The 17,487-nt window shown below is 39.8% G+C and carries 17 protein-coding genes; all 17 read right to left on the bottom strand.

Annotation, left to right across the window (positions count from 1 at the left end):
- Positions 1-119: 119 nt before the first annotated feature.
- The 17 genes from groL to OCF96_RS07275 all read right to left on the bottom strand — a co-directional run bounded on the left by groL (position 120) and on the right by OCF96_RS07275 (position 17,486).
- Positions 120-1,742, bottom strand: coding sequence for a chaperonin GroEL (gene groL / locus OCF96_RS07355; protein WP_084927048.1), 1,623 nt, complete (start codon positions 1,740-1,742; stop codon positions 120-122).
- 15 nt (positions 1,743-1,757) lie between these two features.
- Positions 1,758-2,042, bottom strand: coding sequence for a co-chaperone GroES (groES, locus tag OCF96_RS07350; protein ID WP_261044157.1), 285 nt, complete (start codon positions 2,040-2,042; stop codon positions 1,758-1,760).
- A gap of 353 nt (positions 2,043-2,395) precedes the next feature.
- Complete coding sequence (locus tag OCF96_RS07345; protein WP_261446821.1) at positions 2,396-2,791, bottom strand: single-stranded DNA-binding protein; 396 nt, start codon at positions 2,789-2,791, stop codon at positions 2,396-2,398.
- A gap of 77 nt (positions 2,792-2,868) precedes the next feature.
- Entirely contained in the window at positions 2,869-3,630 is a 762-nt protein-coding gene (locus tag OCF96_RS07340; protein ID WP_261446820.1) for an SDR family NAD(P)-dependent oxidoreductase, read from the bottom strand.
- Positions 3,631-3,671: 41 nt separating this feature from the next.
- On the bottom strand, positions 3,672-4,298 hold the full coding sequence (gene ytpR / locus OCF96_RS07335) for a YtpR family tRNA-binding protein (protein WP_261446819.1): 627 nt from the start codon (positions 4,296-4,298) through the stop codon (positions 3,672-3,674).
- A gap of 15 nt (positions 4,299-4,313) precedes the next feature.
- Positions 4,314-4,631, bottom strand: a complete 318-nt coding sequence (locus tag OCF96_RS07330; protein ID WP_172928074.1) for a thioredoxin family protein — start codon at positions 4,629-4,631, stop codon at positions 4,314-4,316.
- The gene (locus OCF96_RS07325; RefSeq protein WP_261446818.1) at positions 4,628-4,927 is read right to left on the bottom strand and encodes a DUF4651 domain-containing protein; all 300 of its coding nucleotides are present in this window, start codon (positions 4,925-4,927) and stop codon (positions 4,628-4,630) included. The genes OCF96_RS07330 and OCF96_RS07325 overlap by 4 nt, the downstream gene beginning before the upstream one ends.
- Before the next feature lie 240 nt (positions 4,928-5,167).
- A complete protein-coding gene (locus OCF96_RS07320; protein ID WP_261044161.1) occupies positions 5,168-6,241 on the bottom strand; it encodes an N-acetylmuramoyl-L-alanine amidase family protein in 1,074 nt (357 codons plus the stop codon).
- A 119-nt stretch (positions 6,242-6,360) separates the two neighbouring features.
- The gene (locus OCF96_RS07315; protein ID WP_261032666.1) at positions 6,361-7,968 is read right to left on the bottom strand and encodes a CTP synthase; all 1,608 of its coding nucleotides are present in this window, start codon (positions 7,966-7,968) and stop codon (positions 6,361-6,363) included.
- Positions 7,969-8,204: 236 nt separating this feature from the next.
- Entirely contained in the window at positions 8,205-8,792 is a 588-nt protein-coding gene (gene rpoE / locus OCF96_RS07310; protein ID WP_000418409.1) for a DNA-directed RNA polymerase subunit delta, read from the bottom strand.
- Positions 8,793-9,008: 216 nt separating this feature from the next.
- Complete coding sequence (locus OCF96_RS07305; RefSeq protein ID WP_261446817.1) at positions 9,009-9,806, bottom strand: hypothetical protein; 798 nt, start codon at positions 9,804-9,806, stop codon at positions 9,009-9,011.
- A gap of 18 nt (positions 9,807-9,824) precedes the next feature.
- Positions 9,825-11,891: an ATP-binding protein gene (locus OCF96_RS07300; RefSeq protein WP_084927044.1), complete on the bottom strand. Its 2,067-nt coding sequence runs from the start codon at positions 11,889-11,891 to the stop codon at positions 9,825-9,827.
- A gap of 12 nt (positions 11,892-11,903) precedes the next feature.
- Positions 11,904-13,067, bottom strand: a complete 1,164-nt coding sequence (locus tag OCF96_RS07295; RefSeq protein WP_084927043.1) for a DNA cytosine methyltransferase — start codon at positions 13,065-13,067, stop codon at positions 11,904-11,906.
- 71 nt (positions 13,068-13,138) lie between these two features.
- Positions 13,139-15,790 (bottom strand): valine--tRNA ligase, encoded by a 2,652-nt coding sequence (locus tag OCF96_RS07290; RefSeq protein ID WP_261446816.1) that lies wholly within the window; start codon positions 15,788-15,790, stop codon positions 13,139-13,141.
- Positions 15,783-16,361, bottom strand: coding sequence for an AAA family ATPase (locus OCF96_RS07285; protein ID WP_261446815.1), 579 nt, complete (start codon positions 16,359-16,361; stop codon positions 15,783-15,785). Before OCF96_RS07285 ends, OCF96_RS07290 begins: the two co-directional genes overlap by 8 nt.
- Positions 16,361-16,921, bottom strand: coding sequence for a GNAT family N-acetyltransferase (locus OCF96_RS07280; protein WP_261014322.1), 561 nt, complete (start codon positions 16,919-16,921; stop codon positions 16,361-16,363). The genes OCF96_RS07285 and OCF96_RS07280 overlap by 1 nt, the downstream gene beginning before the upstream one ends.
- Positions 16,908-17,486: a flavin reductase family protein gene (locus OCF96_RS07275; RefSeq protein WP_049515942.1), complete on the bottom strand. Its 579-nt coding sequence runs from the start codon at positions 17,484-17,486 to the stop codon at positions 16,908-16,910. The genes OCF96_RS07280 and OCF96_RS07275 overlap by 14 nt, the downstream gene beginning before the upstream one ends.
- Between the last annotated feature and the right edge of the window lies 1 nt (position 17,487).

The following is a 17,487-nucleotide window of genomic DNA, read 5'->3' as shown; positions in this document are numbered from 1 at the left end:
TTCATAAGTTAATTTCATAATAAAAACACCCCAAAAGTTAGATTTTTATGTCTAACTTTTGGGGTGCAGTTCACATTCCCTCCTTTTGTATTTTTTATAAGTTCTTTTCTATAGAAAGCTTACATCATGCCGCCCATCATGCTTGGATCCATTGCTGGAGCCGGAGCTGCTGGTTCTGGTTTATTAGCTACGACTGCTTCTGTTGTTAAAATCAAGCTGGCTACAGACGCTGCATTTTGAAGGGCTGAACGACTCACTTTAACTGGGTCGATAATCCCTTGATCAATCATGTTGACCCATTCGCCAGTTGCTGCATTGAATCCTGTACCAAGCTCGGCATTTTTCAAACGATCGATAACGATAGAGCCTTCAAATCCTGCATTGTGGGCGATCTGACGAACAGGTTCTTCCAAAGCACGGAGAACAATATTGCGTCCTGTTGCTTCGTCTCCTGTTAATTCCAAATCAGCTACGGCAGGGATAACATTTACAAGGGCTGTTCCACCACCTGCAACGATTCCTTCTTCAACAGCTGCACGAGTAGCGTTGAGGGCATCTTCAATGCGTAGTTTCATTTCTTTCAACTCAGTTTCAGTTGCAGCTCCGACCTTGATGACTGCTACACCACCTGACAATTTTGCCAAGCGTTCTTGCAATTTTTCACGGTCAAATTCAGAAGTTGTCGTTTCGATTTGAGACTTGATAACCGCAACACGGTGAGAAATCGCTTCAGGATTTCCAGCGCCTTCTACGATAACCGTGCTATCTTTGTCCACAGTTACTCTCGCTGCTTGACCAAGTGCTTCAATTGTAGCATCTTTCAACTCAAGACCAAGGTCTTCTGTGATAACTGTTCCGCCTGTCAAGATGGCAATGTCTTCAAGCATGGCTTTGCGACGGTCACCAAAACCAGGTGCCTTAACGGCTACTACGTTGAAGGTTCCACGAATCTTGTTCAAAACAAGAGTTGGAAGAGCTTCGCCATCCACATCATCCGCAATAATCAAGAGTGGACGATTGCTTTGGAGAATACTTTCTAGGAGTGGCAAGATTTCTTGGATATTTGAAATCTTCTTGTCGGTAATCAAGATATATGGATTTTCAAGGTCAGCTACCATTTTTTCGCTATCTGTCACCATGTACTGTGAAAGATAACCGCGGTCAAACTGCATTCCTTCCACAACTTCAAGTTCTGTTTCCATACCACGTGACTCTTCGATAGTGATGACTCCGTCTTTGCCAACTTTTTCCATGGCTTCAGAAATGTACTCACCGACTTTTTCAGAACGAGAAGAGACAGCAGCAACTTGAGCGATAGCTTCTTTGTTGGCAACAGGAATAGCATTGTTTTTCAAGGCTTCAACTGCTGCAGCAACTGCTGTTTCAATCCCACGACGAATGCCAATTGGATTGGCACCTGCAGTGACGTTTTTGATTCCTTCACGGACGATAGCTTGGGTCAAGACTGTTGCAGTCGTAGTCCCGTCACCTGCGATATCATTGGTTTTAGAAGCTACTTCTGATACCAATTTGGCACCCATATTTTCAAAATGGTCTTCCAATTCGATTTCTTTGGCAATGGTCACACCGTCATTGGTAATCAAGGGTGAACCGAATGATTTTTCAAGAACGACATTACGACCTTTTGGTCCCAAGGTTACTTTAACAGTGTCTGCAAGGATATCGACACCACGGACCATAGCTGAACGGGCATCTGATGAAAATTTAATTTCTTTTGACATACTTACTTTCTCCTTCTATTCTTCAATGATAGCCAAGATGTTAGCTTCGCCTACGATGATGTACTTTTCATCACCATCTTTGACATCAATACCTGCGTGGGCTTCAACTAAGACACAGTCTCCAGCTTTAACACTTGGAGCAACCAAGTCACCGTTCAAGGTACGAACACCTTGTCCAGTAGCCACAACTTGAGCTGTTTTTGTTTTTTCTTGGGCTGAGCCTGCAAGGACAAAGCCTCCAACAGTTTGTTCTTTTTCTTCGATTTTTAAGACCACACGGTCCCCTAATGGTTTCAACATCTGCTTTCCTCCATAATGAGATAGATATCATTAGCACTCTTTATATTCGAGTGCTAATTCATAGTTCTATTGTATCACTTGGTCAAAAATAGTCAAGAAAAAAGTCTGACTTTTTCAAGATAAAAAGCCTGAGACCAACTCAGACTTTTCAATGTTTATACTCAATGAAAATCAAAGTGCAAACTAGGAAGCTAGCCGCAGGTTGCTCAAAGCACTGCTTTGAGGTTGTAGATAGAACTGACGAAGTCAGCTCAAAACATGGTTTTGAGGTTATAGATAAGACTGACGAAGTCAGTTACCTATACCTACGGCAAGGTGAAGCTGACGTGGTTTGAAGAGATCTTCGAAGAGTATTAAAATGGCAATTCTTCCTCTTCCAAGACCAAATCCGCCAAGTCTTGGCCTGCATTATTTTCACGCATGGCACGTTGGGCACGACTTTCCAAGAGTTGGAATCCTGTCACGAGAACTTCGGTCACATAATTCATTTGACCGTTTTTCTCAAAGCGACGGGTACGTAGTTCTCCATCAACTGAAACAAGACTACCCTTAGTTGCGTAGCTTGCCAAGCTTTCTGCTAATCTGCCCCATAAGACAATGTTGACAAAGTCAGCTTCGCGTTCACCATTTTGGTCTTTGTAACGACGATTCACAGCAATGGTTGCTCGCGCAACTGACTTATCATTGTTGGTTTTATGCAATTCTGGTGTAGACGTCAAGCGTCCAATCAAGATAACTTTATTATACATATTTTCTTCCTCCTACTTATCTATTCGTAGGAAATCAAAAAAAGTTACAGATATTTGTAACTTTTCGAGAAAATTTTTTACTTTTTATGAACCATGAAACCTGTCGCCTGTTGATTGGCCATAATGGTCATATCTGTAATCTGCACACGGCGAGGTTGACTGGTCACATAGACTACTGTGTCTGCAATATCCTGAGCTTGCAAGGCTTCTATTCCCTGATAAACCGTCGCAGCTCGTTCTTTATCACCGTGAAAACGTACCGTAGAAAAATCTGTTTCGACAATTCCAGGCTGAATGGTTGTCACCTTGATATCTGTTGCTATGGTATCAATTCGCAGACCATCTGAAAAGGTCTTAACTGCTGCCTTGGTAGCTGAGTAAACAGCGGCACCGGCATAGGCATAAATTCCTGCGGTTGAGCCCATATTGATGATATGTCCTTGATTGGCTTTTGCCATTGCTGGCAAGAAACAGCGAGTGACTGCCATCAAACCTTTGACATTAGTATCCAACATGGTCAGCATATCCAATTCTTCATAGTCTTGATAGGGAGCCAAGCCAAGAGCTAGTCCAGCGTTGTTGACCAAGATATCAATCCTCCCTATTGTTTCTAGAATATCAGAGCAGACAGTCTTGACCATGGTCATATCCGTCACATCCAGTGGAAAGATCCAAACTGTTTGATTTGGATATGTTGCTGCAAACTCTGACTTGAGAGCCTCTAATCTGTCTGTCCGTCGCCCTGTTAGAACAACATTCTCCCCCTGCTCCAGATAAGCACGCGCAATCGCTTCACCAATTCCTGATGTCGCTCCTGTAATCACAACATTTTTTGCCATCTTATTTCCTTCTATCTGGTCTATCAGATACTGACAAGTTCCTAGGCAGTCCAGTGCTTCACTGGGTCAAAGGGAGTTCCGACAACTTGGTCTTCTGATAATTCAAGCACCCCACGTTTTTGCGGAGCATTTGGCAAATGCAATTCACGAGGGCTACACATCATACCAAAACTCTTTTCGCCACGAAGTTCGCCTGGAAAAATGAGATTGCCTTTGGGCATCATAGCTCCAGGAAGAGCCACAATGGTTTTCAACCCGACACGTGCATTAGGAGCCCCTGCAACGATTTGCACTGTCTTGTCACTTGCGACTGCCACTTGGCAGATGTTGAGGTGGTCACTATCTGGATGAGCTACCATCTCGACAATTTCACCAACAACAAACTTAGGTTCCTTGTCATTAACAATTTCTTCTGCAAAACCTTCCGTTTGTAATTCTTGGTTCAAACGAGCAACTTGCTCATCTGTCAAAAAGACTTGACCGCGCTCTGCAATTTCAAATAAACTTGAAACTTCAAAAATATTCCAAGCTACTGTTTCCCCATTCTCTTTGAGGAAAATACGAGCTACCTTGCCTTTGCGCTCCACGTCCAGTTTGGCATCTCCGCTATTTTTCACGATGAGCATAAGGACATCGCCGACATGTTCTTTGTTATATGTAAAAATCATTATTTCTCTTTTCTCCTATTTCAGTCCTGCTAAAAAGTCATTGATTTGTTCCTTGCTTTTACGGTCACGATTGACAAAACGACCGATTTCCTTGTCTTTTTCTAGAACAACAAGACTAGGAATCCCGTAAACATCCCAGAGTTTTGCTAAATCCATATACTGGTCTCGGTCCACTCGAATAAAGGTGAACTCTGGATTGGTCTCCTCAATTTCTGGCAAGGCAGGATAGATATAACGACAATCACCACACCAGTCTGCCACAAAAAGAAAGACTTTTTTGCCATCTTTCTCTACTAAAGATGCCAATTCTTCTAAACTTGCTGGTTGTATCATAAGACTTCCTCCTCATAGACCAGGTCTTCATTTTCATAGACAAAGGTATAATGACGGCCATCCTCAAAAATGACGCCACCAACCAAGCTCTCCAGACTACTTTCATAAACTTGAACATAGAGGGTCGCAATTTCCCCCATATCTGAAAAATGATCTCGCACAATCTCTGTCAACTCTTCCTGAGTCTTCATGAGCTTACGGTCATCTGCAACTTTTTTCGTAGCAAGGGCAAGGCTTCCAATACCAAGCAGAGCCAAGCCTGCCATCCACATTTTTTTAGCTTTCATACCCTTCATTTTAACACAAAAAAGGCTTTAGGACAAATGAGGAAGCAACAGAAAACAAGTAAAAAGCCTCTTCCTTTAAGGAAAAGGACTTCTTATACTAGAGCAAACTAGGAAGCTAGCCGCAGGTTGCTCAAAGCACTGCTTTGAGGTTGTAGATAGAACTGACGAAGTCAGCTCAAAACACGGTTTTGAGGTTGTAGGTAAGGCGACACTGACGTGGTTTGAAGAGATTTTCGAAGGGTATGATTCTTATTGCCAGGCACCTGAGTTACCAACGTAGTAACCATCAGGTGTGTAGGTATTGCGAAGCATCTTACCTGATGAAGCTAGATAATACCACTTGCCATTATCTTTGACCCAATCATTCGCTAGCATGGCACCAGAAGAACTTACATAATACCATTCTCCCTTGTCATAAACCCAAGCGCTTGCTTTCATAGCTCCTGAAGTTGATAAATAGTACCACTTGCCTTGGTCGTAAAGCCAATCACTCGTAATCATGGCTCCTGATGATTTAAAGGCATACCAGTTGCTACCTTGATAGAGCCAAGTTTTATTGAACATGACCCCTTGATCATTCATAAAGTACCAAGTTCCCTTGTCCTTAACCCAATCCTTCTGCACTAATTGACCTTGTTTTTGATAGTACCAGTTTTGGTTTGATTTTAGCCAGCTTTCGGCTTTTACAATCGGATAAAGTTCTTTGAAAGATCCTCCATCATATTTACGACTGATAATTTTTAGTTTTTCAAGCTTCAACTCGCCATTGCCATAGTCTGCCCAAGCAAAGACTTTTTGACCATTGACAGTCTCTGGTAATGTAGCAGTGTAAGTCTTGGTTTGATAATCCCATTTAGCACCGAGGTAAGTGTATTGATCATTTGATTCTTCAATACGATAGTAGCCTCTCTTTCCACTATCATTATGAATATCATCCACAACTTTCGTTGACCAGGTCTTCACTTCGCTTCCGCTCTTGGCTTCTACCTTGATATCTCCTCTATAGCCATATGGAACATAGAAATTCAGGTAACGTCCCTCGACACCAATCATAGACTTGTCCTTTTCTTGGCCTAGAAAATTGACTGTCTGATCTTGACCATTGAGACTGACCGTCCACTCGATTTTCTCGGTTTTTGGCAAATCCAAGACTTTAATATCCACTTCATGACCATTATTAAACCGAAGAATCTTGCCATCTTGATACTGTACTCCACACTTAACAACCCATTCTTCTTTAAGTTCAAATGCCTGCCCTGAATGAGGAAAAGCCAGTAAAGCTAGACCAGCTAGAGACAAACCAAATAATGTGATTTTTTTCATTGTAGTTCCTCCTTAGTCGTTGTTATGTTAATTATATCACTATGTTTTTATTTTGCAACTCATATCCTAAATATGCAAGCAAAAAACCTCTGAGATTGTTCTCAAAGGTTTTGGTCTTGCTAATTACTGTTCTCAACTGCTGCAGTCACAAAGGCAGTGTAGAGTTCTTCTGGACGATTTGGACGGCTTGACAGTTCAGGGTGATACTGACAAGCTACAAAGAATTTATTTTCTGGAATTTCCACGATTTCTACCAAACGATTGTCTGGAGAAACACCTGAGAAGACAAAGCCTGCTGCTTCAAACTGATCACGGAAGGCGTTGTTAAACTCATAGCGGTGACGGTGACGACGTTGCACCACTTCTTGATTGTGATAAGCAGCCGCTGCCTTAGAGCCACGTTTCAACTTAGATGGATAAAGTCCCAAGCGAAGGGTTCCCCCCATATCCTCAACATCAATCTGATCACGCATGATATCAATGATAGGGTATTTTGTTTCTGGTGCAAGCTCTGCAGAATTAGCACCTTCAAGTCCCAAAACGTGACGAGCAAACTCGATACATGTCAACTGCATTCCCAAGCAGACTCCCAACATTGGAACATCATTCTCACGCGCATAGCGAATGGCTTGAATTTTCCCTTCAGTACCACGTTGGCCAAAACCACCTGGTACGATGATTCCGTCCGCATCAGACAAGAGTTCCGCCACATTCTCTGCTGTCACATCATTGGCATTGATCCAATTGATTTTAACTTCTGCGTCATTGGCATAACCAGAGTGTTTCAAGGCTTCGACCACTGAGATATAAGCATCTTGCAACTCCACATACTTACCAACAAGGGAAATCTTAACTTGTTTCTTGAGGTTCATGACCTTGTCCACCATGGCTGACCATTCTGTCATATCTGCTACTGGTGCGTCTAATTTCAAATGGTCACAGACAATTTGATCCATACCTTGTGCCTGCAAGTTCAATGGAATTTGGTAAAGGTGTTCAACATCCAACGATTCGATAACGGCTTCTGGTGCCACATCACAGAACTGGGCCAGTTTATTTTTAATTCCTTGACCAGCTGGCTCTTCTGTACGAATAACCAACATATTTGGCTGGATTCCCAATCCACGCAATTCTTTTACAGAGTGTTGAGTTGGTTTGGTCTTCATTTCACCAGCAGCCTTGAGATAAGGAAGCAAGGTTGTATGGATGTACATAACATTATCCGCCCCCACATCTGCCTTCATCTGACGAAGAGCCTCTAAGAATGGCAAGGACTCGATATCTCCTACTGTTCCACCCACCTCTGTAATAATGACATCAGAATCAGTCGTTAGAGCGGCACGCTTGATTTTTTCTTTCAAAGCATCTGTGATATGAGGGATAACCTGAACAGTTGCCCCAAGGTATTCTCCACGACGTTCCTTACGAAGAACTTCACTGTAAATTTTACCAGTTGTCACGTTGGAATATTTGTTGAGATTGATATCGATGAAACGTTCATAGTGGCCCAAGTCCAAATCTGTCTCAGCTCCATCATCTGTCACAAAGACTTCTCCGTGCTGGTAAGGGCTCATAGTTCCCGGATCAATATTGATATAAGGGTCAAATTTTTGAATGGTTACTTTGAGACCACGATTTTTCAAGAGACGGCCCAGACTCGCTGCGACAATCCCTTTCCCAATAGACGATACCACACCACCAGTTACAAAAATATATTTCGTTGACATAGATTCCTCTTTCTAAAATGCTCAAGGTCTTGTCAACTACGAGGGGACATAGAAAACAAGACCCTACTAATAAGAATAATCTGGGACAACTGCACCAGATTCACAACTAAAATACAAGAAAATAACTTCTTGAAAAAACAAAAATAGCTCCCTAAGAACTAGGGAGCCCCGACCTCTAAAAGAGGTGCCCGAACAATATGATACCTAAAAATAGGATAATTGTCAATAGCTAATTTTTATTCCTCGATGTTTTCAGTATCATCATCTGAAAACTCGTCGTCTTCTTCGTTGAGATCCACGTCTTCACCCAAGTCATCAGGGGCAATCTCGTTAATTTCTGCATCGTAAGCTTCCACTTCATTTTTCTCATCATCTGGATTTTCATCATCGTATGAAAGAGCTGGATCTGCTTCGTATGCATCTTCGTCTTCTGGATCATCTGCATTGTAGTCAATAGCATCTGAATCACCATCCATGAAGGCATTGACGCGTTTTTTCTTAGCTTTTGGTGCTACTTCATCGTCGTCATTTTCTTCAAGAGCGATAATTTCTTCGTCAATCTCGTCCACACCATACCATGAACGAAGACCCCATTTGTTGTCTCCAAGTGAGATGAAGCTACCGTCAAAGTTCAACTCTGTGTAAAACAAAGGCAAGGCTTCACGGATATCGCTGTTTGATGTTCCAAGGTAGTTTTGAATTTCGTTTACAAGATCGCTAAAATGCATCTCATGATCGCGACCACGAAGTTCCAAGATAGCACGCGCTACCTCAATCATAGATAGTTCACTTTTTTCTTGCCCAGCAAATACTTCTAATTCCAAAGCGTTTCTCCTCATTTATACTACTATCGCCAGAGCGAACAGACTCTGACCTCATTTTATCATTTACTCTTTATTTTACGATAATTTTGCAGAATAGTCAAAGGTTAAATGGGAGAAAGTGACAGGACTTTTTATTTCTTTGCTACCCAGCCGATGGCATCGTGAGGTGGAGATATAGAAGCAAATTGACTAAGTTTGTTATACAGCTTCCTACTTCTATAAATCTAGTTTCTCTCTCAAATCTCTTAACTTACTTCTGTGTGTATCTAAATCATTTTCAAATATTTTTATCCTGGGATCTTCATTAGATACAATATAGAAGCATTTTTTTCTATGATCAAATGCTTCCCTAACATGTGCTAAAGCGTTTCGAATCTTTCTTTGTTCATTCCACAATGTATGAATATCTTGAGGAATATTCTCTTTTGTACAAAAATAACCTATCTGTTCATCATACTTGCCAGCTATCCCTTTTTCTCTTAAATGATATTCGATCTCAGCATGTTCACACATATACATTCCTCGAATAGCGTTTAATTCGTCCCATCTAGCTAATCCAATATCTATAGAATCTTTAAATTTCTGTTTAACATCTTCAACCGAATTCTTATCATCTACCGCAATAGATATAAATGAAAAATTAGTAAAAAGGTTAATATTATTCTCATCTTGCAATTTTTCAACAACTTTTTGAGATATTGTTGAATACTCATTTCGAGAATATAATACAAAAAAACGCTTATAATTTTTTGATTTTCTCACTTCAACTAAATAATCTAAACCCTTTTCAGCATCTACTCCTCCCCCTAAATCAAAGTCAGAAATAAAAAAGTCATATCGTTGTTCCCCACCTCTTGTCGTCAATAAGTCTTTTGCTTCACTAATATTAGTAACAACTTTGATAATAGGTTGGTATCCCTTAGATTGTATATGTTGTTCTACCGCTTCAACTCTTCCCTGATGAGACCTTCTATTCGCACCAGTTATAGAATCTTCTAGCCAAATTACTCTCACTTCATTTCTCAATTTCAGTTACCCCATTTTTATTTCAAAATTAACAGTTAATGCATCTTGCGATACATATATTTCCCAGTTGTACTCGTCACAAATTTCTTTAACCAAATATAATCCGACACCTGTTCCAAAATTTTTTGAACTGATTCCTAGGTCAAATATCTTTTCAATAGGTTCTATCTTTATTGGTGCTGTGTCTGAGCTAATAACAAATTTATTTTCATTATCTAAAAAAGAACACTTTATAAAGGTTGCACCGTTATCAATAGCATTTGAAATTAAATTGTCTACTAAAATTGCAAACTCAAAAACATCTATTTCTTTTCCATATTCTCCAGGACCTATCTCATCAATAATCCTGTTTCTATGTGGACTAACCTTAAGATAGCTCTTTAAATATGACTTAATATCAATTAGTTGCTTACCTATTAAATCATAAGTACCTAATTTCAAAAACTGTCTTTTTATAGTACTAAGACGATCCGCACTTCTTTTAAAATCAATAATATATTCACTGACTCTATCATATTCATTAGTTTTTCGAAAATCTTCAGCTAAATCACTAATTGTATAAACTAAGTTATCGCTAATTGTATTTAATTCATGAACAAATAATTCCTGTTTTTCTGGATCTTTTTCTTGTAACATTACTTTTTGAAGGGTATTTTGTGTTTCTAATTGATCATTTGTTTCTATCAAGTGTTCATTTTTTTGTTCCAGTATCTCAACCTTTTGTTCAGCTATTCTTTTTTCTCTTTCTTCCTGTCGTCGAGCCTCTCTTTCTTTCCTTCTTTCTTCCCTCTCTATTTCAAGTTTTCTTTCATCTTCCATGCGATCTTCAGCACTAATTTGCGTAGCAATTTTATTTCTTTCACTAATTAACTTACTAATAATTGGTTTCAAAATATTAATTAGTAGCTTAACTCGTTCATCTTCTCTTGAAAATCCTTCACGAGAGGATGTTGAAATATCTTCAAGTTCATCATTATCCAAGATATCGAAGGATATTTCTCCTTCTAAATAGACTCTCATAGCTTGAGTATTATCTAAATACTCAAGAAAATTTTCCACTGCTAACTTATCACGGACATATAATTTCAACCTGTTAGGTTTGTGAACATCATTTTTTACAAAATTTGGATCATTTTGCCTAGCCTCATTTGTATTTATTGTCGAATGGATACCAATCCAACCTTTTAATTCATAAGGAAAAAACTTAGATTTTCCAGAAGTAGTTATGAACCTTTCTCTACCTTCTATATTTTTAAAATCTTCTTTTGAAAATTTGACAACATCCCTACGTTTGGTCCTAAACTCAGGATATTTGCTATTTGGAATTAGTACACTTTTCGATAACTTATTGGATAAATTATTTTCTAAATCATTTTCAAAAAAGGCAAAAAAGTTTTTGAACGCTATTTTTTTCTCTACTTTTTCAAATGTTCTTCTTTGCCGAGAATCTGTTATATAGGCAACTTCTATCCCAGCATTAATATTATCTAAAAGATAGTAATCAGCCAAGCGAAGTTTTAAAGATTCGAATTTTGTCTCAGCAAATCCTGACATATTCACATCTACTAATTTAACAAGAGTTCCTGTATCATATTGTTCCCATAATTCTCTATTTTCAATTCCAACTTCCGAAGCATTTACTCTTATTAACTCTGGAACATCATTATCATTTTTATCAGTTGAATCTAACATCCATGCAGTTGTGACACCCGCTTTTTTTGAAACAATATAGTACTTTTTAGATAGAAATAACGTAGCTAGTTTACCTATCCCCTTGCGTCCTTTAATTTTATCTGACAATTCATTTTCAGACAAACGCTTATTCCTGCCTATTAATGCATATTTTGTAGCTAAGTCATTATAAGACATGCCACTTCCATTATCTATTATTTCCAAAATAGATTTTTTCTTATTAATAGAATTAATATATAATTTTACATTTGTTGCACCAGCATCTAATCCATTTGCTACAAGTTCAGAAATAGCACTCCATCTATTAGTATACATTTGTTTACCAAGTAAATTCAAAGCATAGTATGAAAAATTGAATTGTATTGTATTTTTTTCTGACATATTAATTCCTTTTTACAAATTATTTTCTTCAAAGAAATCTTTTATTCTATTAGCTAAATGAATACTTAAAATTGGAGGAACAGCATTTCCAATCTGGGTATTAATTGCTTGTAGACCTCCGACAAACTTATAATTATCTGGAAAAGACTGTATTCTTGCACCTTCCCTTGCAGTCAAAGCTCTATTTTGACTAGGATGAATGCACCGTAAGGAAGATGGTGTTGATAAATTATTTGTTATGGTTGTTGAAGGTCTATCCCACCACAATCGACCATAAGTATTACGATATCCTGAGGTTAAATATAGTTCTCTATCTAACAATCCATCTTCTACCATTCTATTTATATCATTCTTACCTTGTCCTTCCTTAAGTACAGCCATAATTTTCTGCAATCTTTGTCCATGATTACGACTTACATGATTAAATAATTGATCTTGATTACCTCTCATTAAAATTTGATAATCTGTTTGTGGATCTTCCACATATTGGTCCGCTCTGTCATTATTTCCTAAACTAGGTAAATCTCCAATAGCATCTCTTAAATTGAAGGGATTTTCAGAAGTACACTTTTCTGGAAAACTCCATTCAAACTCAATATTTAAATCATTTCTTACACCAATCAAAAAGACGCGTTCTCTATTTTGTGGAACACCGTAATCCTTAGCATTAAGTAATTTTGTATAAACTTTATATCCATGAACATCTCCAAAGCTAGATAAATCTTTAAAACTTTCTTTTACATTTCGAATAATTGGTCCATTTTGCTCGTTTTTCATGGTTAACAAACCATAAACATTTTCAAAAACAAACATTTTAGGTTGGATAAATGAAAGTATCCTTCTATATTCACGGTACATTTTTGCTCTCTTATCATACTGTCTCTTGCCAACCGTGCTAAATGATTGACATGGTGGACCACCTATAACTAAATCAACTCCTTTAAAATTGATTCCATTTTTCTTCAAAAATAATTTATCAATATTCGCAATATCATCTTCTATCATGGTAATCTTTGGATAATTTTGTCTAAATGCTTCAGCAGCATCAGAATTAAACTCATTAGCAAATCGAATATTAAAATCTTCTCTAGAAACAAAAACATTATTTTCAATTTTTTTCTGAAAACCAAAGGTTAAACCTCCAGCCCCAGAAAATAAATCAATTACATTAATCATAATTTATCCTTTTTAAACTCTAGTAAGACTATTATACCAAAAAAACACGGCTCATCACCGTGTTTCTATGTTTATTTCACCAACTTCTTCATCTCATCAATACGTGCTACGGTCGCATCGTATTTAGCTTGGTAGTCGGCTTGTTTGTCGCGTTCTTTTTGGACGACTTCTGGTTTGGCATTGGCTACGAAGCGTTCGTTAGAGAGCTTCTTGCCGACCATGTCCAGTTCTTTTTGCCATTTAGCGAGTTCCTTGTCGAGACGAGCTAGCTCTTCTTCGACATTAAGAAGGTCTGCGAGCGGCAGGTAGATTTCTGCTCCTGTGATGACGCTTGACATAGCGAGTTCAGGTGCAGGGATGGTTGATGCGATTTCCAAGTGTTCTGGATTTGTGAAGCGTTTGATGTAGTTGACATTGCTGTTAAAGAAGGCTTCCAAGTCACTATCGCTAGTCTTAACAAGGATGGTGATAGGCTTGCTTGGAGCTACGTTTACTTCAGCACGCGCATTACGAACGGCACGAATCAAGTCTTTGAGGCTTTCCACACCAGTGTGGGCAACAAGGTCTTCAAAGGCTGGGTTGACAGTTGGGTATTCTGCTGTCACGATAGAGCCTTCTGAGATTTGTCCAAAGATTTCCTCTGTCACAAATGGCATGATTGGGTGAAGGAGACGAAGGATCTTGTCCAGAGTGTAAAGGAGAACAGAGCGTGTGATGACTTTCTCTTCTTCGTTGTCGCTATAAAGGACTTCCTTAGTCAATTCAACGTACCAGTCCGCAAACTCATCCCAGATGAAGTTGTAGAGGATGTGTCCAGCGACACCAAATTCAAACTTATCAAAATTGGCAGTAGCTTTTCCGATGGTTTCATTGAGGTTGTGGAGAATCCAACGGTCTGTGACATTTCCAGCTTCCTTGTTGGCAACTTTTTCGACATTGGCAGTTGCTTGCTCAAGGGTCAATCCTTCATTGTTCATGAGGATGTAGCGAGAGATGTTCCAGATTTTGTTAATGAAGTTCCATGAAGCATCCATTTTCTCGTAAGAGAAGCGCACGTCTTGTCCTGGTGCAGAACCATTTGAAAGGAACCAACGAAGGGCATCGGCACCGTATTTCTCGATGACATCCATTGGGTCAATCCCGTTACCGAGTGACTTAGACATCTTGCGTCCTTGCTCGTCACGGATAAGACCATGGATAAGGACATTTTGGAATGGCTGACGACCAGTGAATTCCAAAGATTGGAAGATCATACGAGACACCCAGAAGAAGATGATGTCGTAACCTGTTACCAAGGTTGAAGTTGGGAAGTAACGTTTGAAGTCTTCTGAATCGACATCAGGCCAGCCCATAGTTGAGAATGACCAAAGGGCAGAACTGAACCAAGTGTCCAAGACATCTTCGTCCTGAGTCCAACCGTCACCTTCTGGAGCTTCTTCACCGACGTACATTTCACCCTCAGCATTGTACCAAGCAGGGATTTGGTGACCCCACCAGAGCTGACGAGAGATTACCCAGTCGTGGACATTTTCCATCCATTGGAGGAAGGTATCGTTGAAACGAGGTGGGTAGAATTCTACCTTGTCTTCTGTATCTTGATTAGCAATAGCATTTTTGGCCAATTGATCCATCTTGACGAACCACTGAGTAGACAAGCGTGGTTCGACCACAACACCTGTACGCTCTGAGTGACCAACACTGTGGACACGTTTTTCGATTTTAACAAGGGCACCGATTTCTTCCAACTTAGCAACGACTGCTTTACGAGCTTCAAAACGGTCCATACCTGCAAATTCAAAGGCAAGCTCATTCATAGTTCCGTCGTCGTTCATGACGTTAACTTGTGGCAAGTTGTGGCGTTGGCCAACCAAGAAGTCGTTTGGATCGTGGGCAGGCGTGATTTTCACGACACCTGTACCAAACTCAGGGTCTGCGTGCTCATCCCCAACGATTGGGATCAATTTATTAGCGATTGGAAGAATAACATTTTTACCAATCAAATCCTTGTAGCGTGGGTCTTCTGGATTGACCGCAACCGCAACGTCCCCAAACATAGTCTCAGGACGAGTTGTCGCAACTTCAAGGGCGCGTGAGCCGTCTTCCAACATGTAGTTCATGTGATAGAAGGCACCTTCAACGTCCTTGTGAATCACCTCGATATCAGAAAGAGCTGTACGAGCTGCTGGGTCCCAGTTGATAATAAATTCACCACGGTAGATCCAACCTTTCTTGTAAAGGTCCACAAAGACCTTACGAACAGCTTTTGACAAACCTTCGTCAAGAGTGAAACGCTCGCGAGAATAGTCTACAGAGAGCCCCATCTTGCCCCATTGTTCCTTGATGGTAGTGGCATACTCGTCTTTCCATTCCCAGACTTTTTCCAAGAATTTTTCACGACCGAGGTCATAGCGGCTGATGCCCTCTCCACGCAAGCGCTCCTCTACCTTAGCCTGAGTCGCAATACCAGCGTGGTCCATACCAGGAAGCCAAAGCGTATCAAAACCTTGCATGCGTTTTTGACGGATGATGATATCTTGCAAAGTCGTATCCCAAGCGTGACCAAGGTGAAGTTTCCCAGTTACGTTTGGTGGCGGAATGACGATTGAATAAGGCTTAGCCTTTTGGTCTCCTGAAGGCTTGAAAACATCAGCGTCAAGCCATTTTTGGTAACGACCAGCCTCAACCTCGGCTGGATTGTATTTAGGTGAAAGTTCTTTAGACATGTGTTTGTCCTTTCTCTATTTTGTTCATTTTATTTTGAATTTGCTTAGCAGCTTCTTCTGCTGATAAATTCGTATTATTTATTTTAAAGTAGTGGTGCAACTCATTTGGTTGATGTTGAGAATTTAATTGAAGTGTTTCAGCAGTCTCTAAAATTTCTCTTTCAGATACCTCAATATGTCGTTTTAAGGGTTTGTGCTTTAATCGATTCTCCGTTCGATTTCGACGTATGCGCTCTTCAAGACTTGTTTCCAACTCAACAAAAAGAATATCTTGATGATAATCATCCAACAAATTCTGAATTTGCTTTAAATACATCAGCTGGTACTGATTTGAAAAATCAATTACGTCAGTTAAAATTACTGATCTCTGATTTCTTGCACTTGCTCCAAGGAAAGAAAAGGTAATTCCACGAACAAATTCCCACATCTCCTCTGTATAATCCTGATAGATTTCTAGTGCAAAATCGATAGCTTGATGGTTATAAAAGAGGGTAGAATCCGTCAGTCGAGACACTTCTTGACCAATGGTCATTTTCCCTGAGGCCGGAGCACCAATGATGAAAAGATGCATCAATTCACCTCCCACTCACTCCTCAACAAGCCATATATCAGACTGTCACAGCGGTTTCCTTGAATATCTTTACGGTCTCTTATGCGAGCTTCAAGAATAAATCCAAGTTTTTCTGCGACTCGTTGACTTTGGAGATTGTGACCAAAACAACTCAGCTCAATCTTGTGAAGACCTAGTTCTCTAAAAGCTAGGTCAATCAAAGCTCGCGCTGCTTCTGGTGCATAGCCTCGACCCCAGTAGTCTGGGTGCAAGGTATAGCCAATCTCTAGCACATCATCCGCATGGCGATGGTTGAAATCAACAGAACCAATGACTTTATTGGTTCCTTTGACGACAATCCCATAGCCAGCTGGGAGATTGTCCTTTTGATTGCGTTCTGGAAGGATATGCTCCAGATAGTAAACCTCATCTTCAAGGGTTTTGACTGGAGGAAAGCCTGCTGGATAGGCGACCTCTGGCAAACTAGCATAGGCATGGATATCTTCAGCGTCAGTCACTGTACGAACTCGTAGGACGAGTCGTTCGGTTTCTAATCGTTCTGGTAACTCAGCTCTTGTCATCCTTCTTCCTCGCTTTTTTGATGAAGCTCCCCTTAATATCTACACGCTTGTCCAGATAACGATAGACGCGCTGATATCCATCTCCCATGAAATATGTTGGGGCAAACAGTTCATTTCTAAAATGCCCCTTTTCATCCAAAAGTTCTGGGTCAACAAGTCGCTCAACAATCTTAGCAAAGATATGGCAGATTCCATCTTCCTCGATAATCCGATCTACCTGACAATCCAAAACGACTGGACAATCCTCTAAAATCGGTGCCTGAGTTCGTTCAGAAATTTCATAATGCACTCCCAAACGTTCCAATTTCTCCTGATGACTGATAAAACCAGCCTGCTCCATCTCGAGCATGATATTTTCATCAGGAATATTCACAGTAAATTTTTGATAATGTTTAATTTGCTCTGCAACATTCTCTCTCGCAACGACTCCAATCACAATCCAATCTCCTAGACTATAAGAGGAACTACAGGTCGTGATGTTATATCCAAAATTCTGATCTTGATATCCTAAAATAAAAACAGGAAAGCCATAGTATAGTTTATTAGTTTTAAATGATTGTTTCATA

Origin of the sequence: Streptococcus mitis, assembly GCF_946190065.1 — a bacterium.
Lineage (GTDB): Bacteria > Bacillota > Bacilli > Lactobacillales > Streptococcaceae > Streptococcus > Streptococcus mitis_DE.
This window is presented reverse-complemented; position numbering and strand designations above follow the sequence as displayed.

Excerpts from the sequence above, each read along its gene's own strand:
- groL (WP_084927048.1), bottom strand. The coding sequence starts at position 1,742 with ATGTCAAAAGAAATTAAATTTTCATCAGATGCCCGTTCAGCTATGGTC.
- groES (WP_261044157.1), bottom strand. The coding sequence starts at position 2,042 with ATGTTGAAACCATTAGGGGACCGTGTGGTCTTAAAAATCGAAGAAAAA.
- OCF96_RS07345 (WP_261446821.1), bottom strand. The coding sequence starts at position 2,791 with ATGTATAATAAAGTTATCTTGATTGGACGCTTGACGTCTACACCAGAA.
- OCF96_RS07340 (WP_261446820.1), bottom strand. The coding sequence starts at position 3,630 with ATGGCAAAAAATGTTGTGATTACAGGAGCGACATCAGGAATTGGTGAA.
- ytpR (WP_261446819.1), bottom strand. The coding sequence starts at position 4,298 with ATGATTTTTACATATAACAAAGAACATGTCGGCGATGTCCTTATGCTC.
- OCF96_RS07330 (WP_172928074.1), bottom strand. The coding sequence starts at position 4,631 with ATGATACAACCAGCAAGTTTAGAAGAATTGGCATCTTTAGTAGAGAAA.
- OCF96_RS07325 (WP_261446818.1), bottom strand. The coding sequence starts at position 4,927 with ATGAAGGGTATGAAAGCTAAAAAAATGTGGATGGCAGGCTTGGCTCTG.
- OCF96_RS07320 (WP_261044161.1), bottom strand. The coding sequence starts at position 6,241 with ATGAAAAAAATCACATTATTTGGTTTGTCTCTAGCTGGTCTAGCTTTA.
- OCF96_RS07315 (WP_261032666.1), bottom strand. The coding sequence starts at position 7,968 with ATGTCAACGAAATATATTTTTGTAACTGGTGGTGTGGTATCGTCTATT.
- OCF96_RS07300 (WP_084927044.1), bottom strand. The coding sequence starts at position 11,891 with ATGTCAGAAAAAAATACAATACAATTCAATTTTTCATACTATGCTTTG.
- OCF96_RS07295 (WP_084927043.1), bottom strand. The coding sequence starts at position 13,067 with ATGATTAATGTAATTGATTTATTTTCTGGGGCTGGAGGTTTAACCTTT.
- OCF96_RS07290 (WP_261446816.1), bottom strand. The coding sequence starts at position 15,790 with ATGTCTAAAGAACTTTCACCTAAATACAATCCAGCCGAGGTTGAGGCT.
- OCF96_RS07285 (WP_261446815.1), bottom strand. The coding sequence starts at position 16,361 with ATGCATCTTTTCATCATTGGTGCTCCGGCCTCAGGGAAAATGACCATT.
- OCF96_RS07280 (WP_261014322.1), bottom strand. The coding sequence starts at position 16,921 with ATGACAAGAGCTGAGTTACCAGAACGATTAGAAACCGAACGACTCGTC.
- OCF96_RS07275 (WP_049515942.1), bottom strand. The coding sequence starts at position 17,486 with ATGAAACAATCATTTAAAACTAATAAACTATACTATGGCTTTCCTGTT.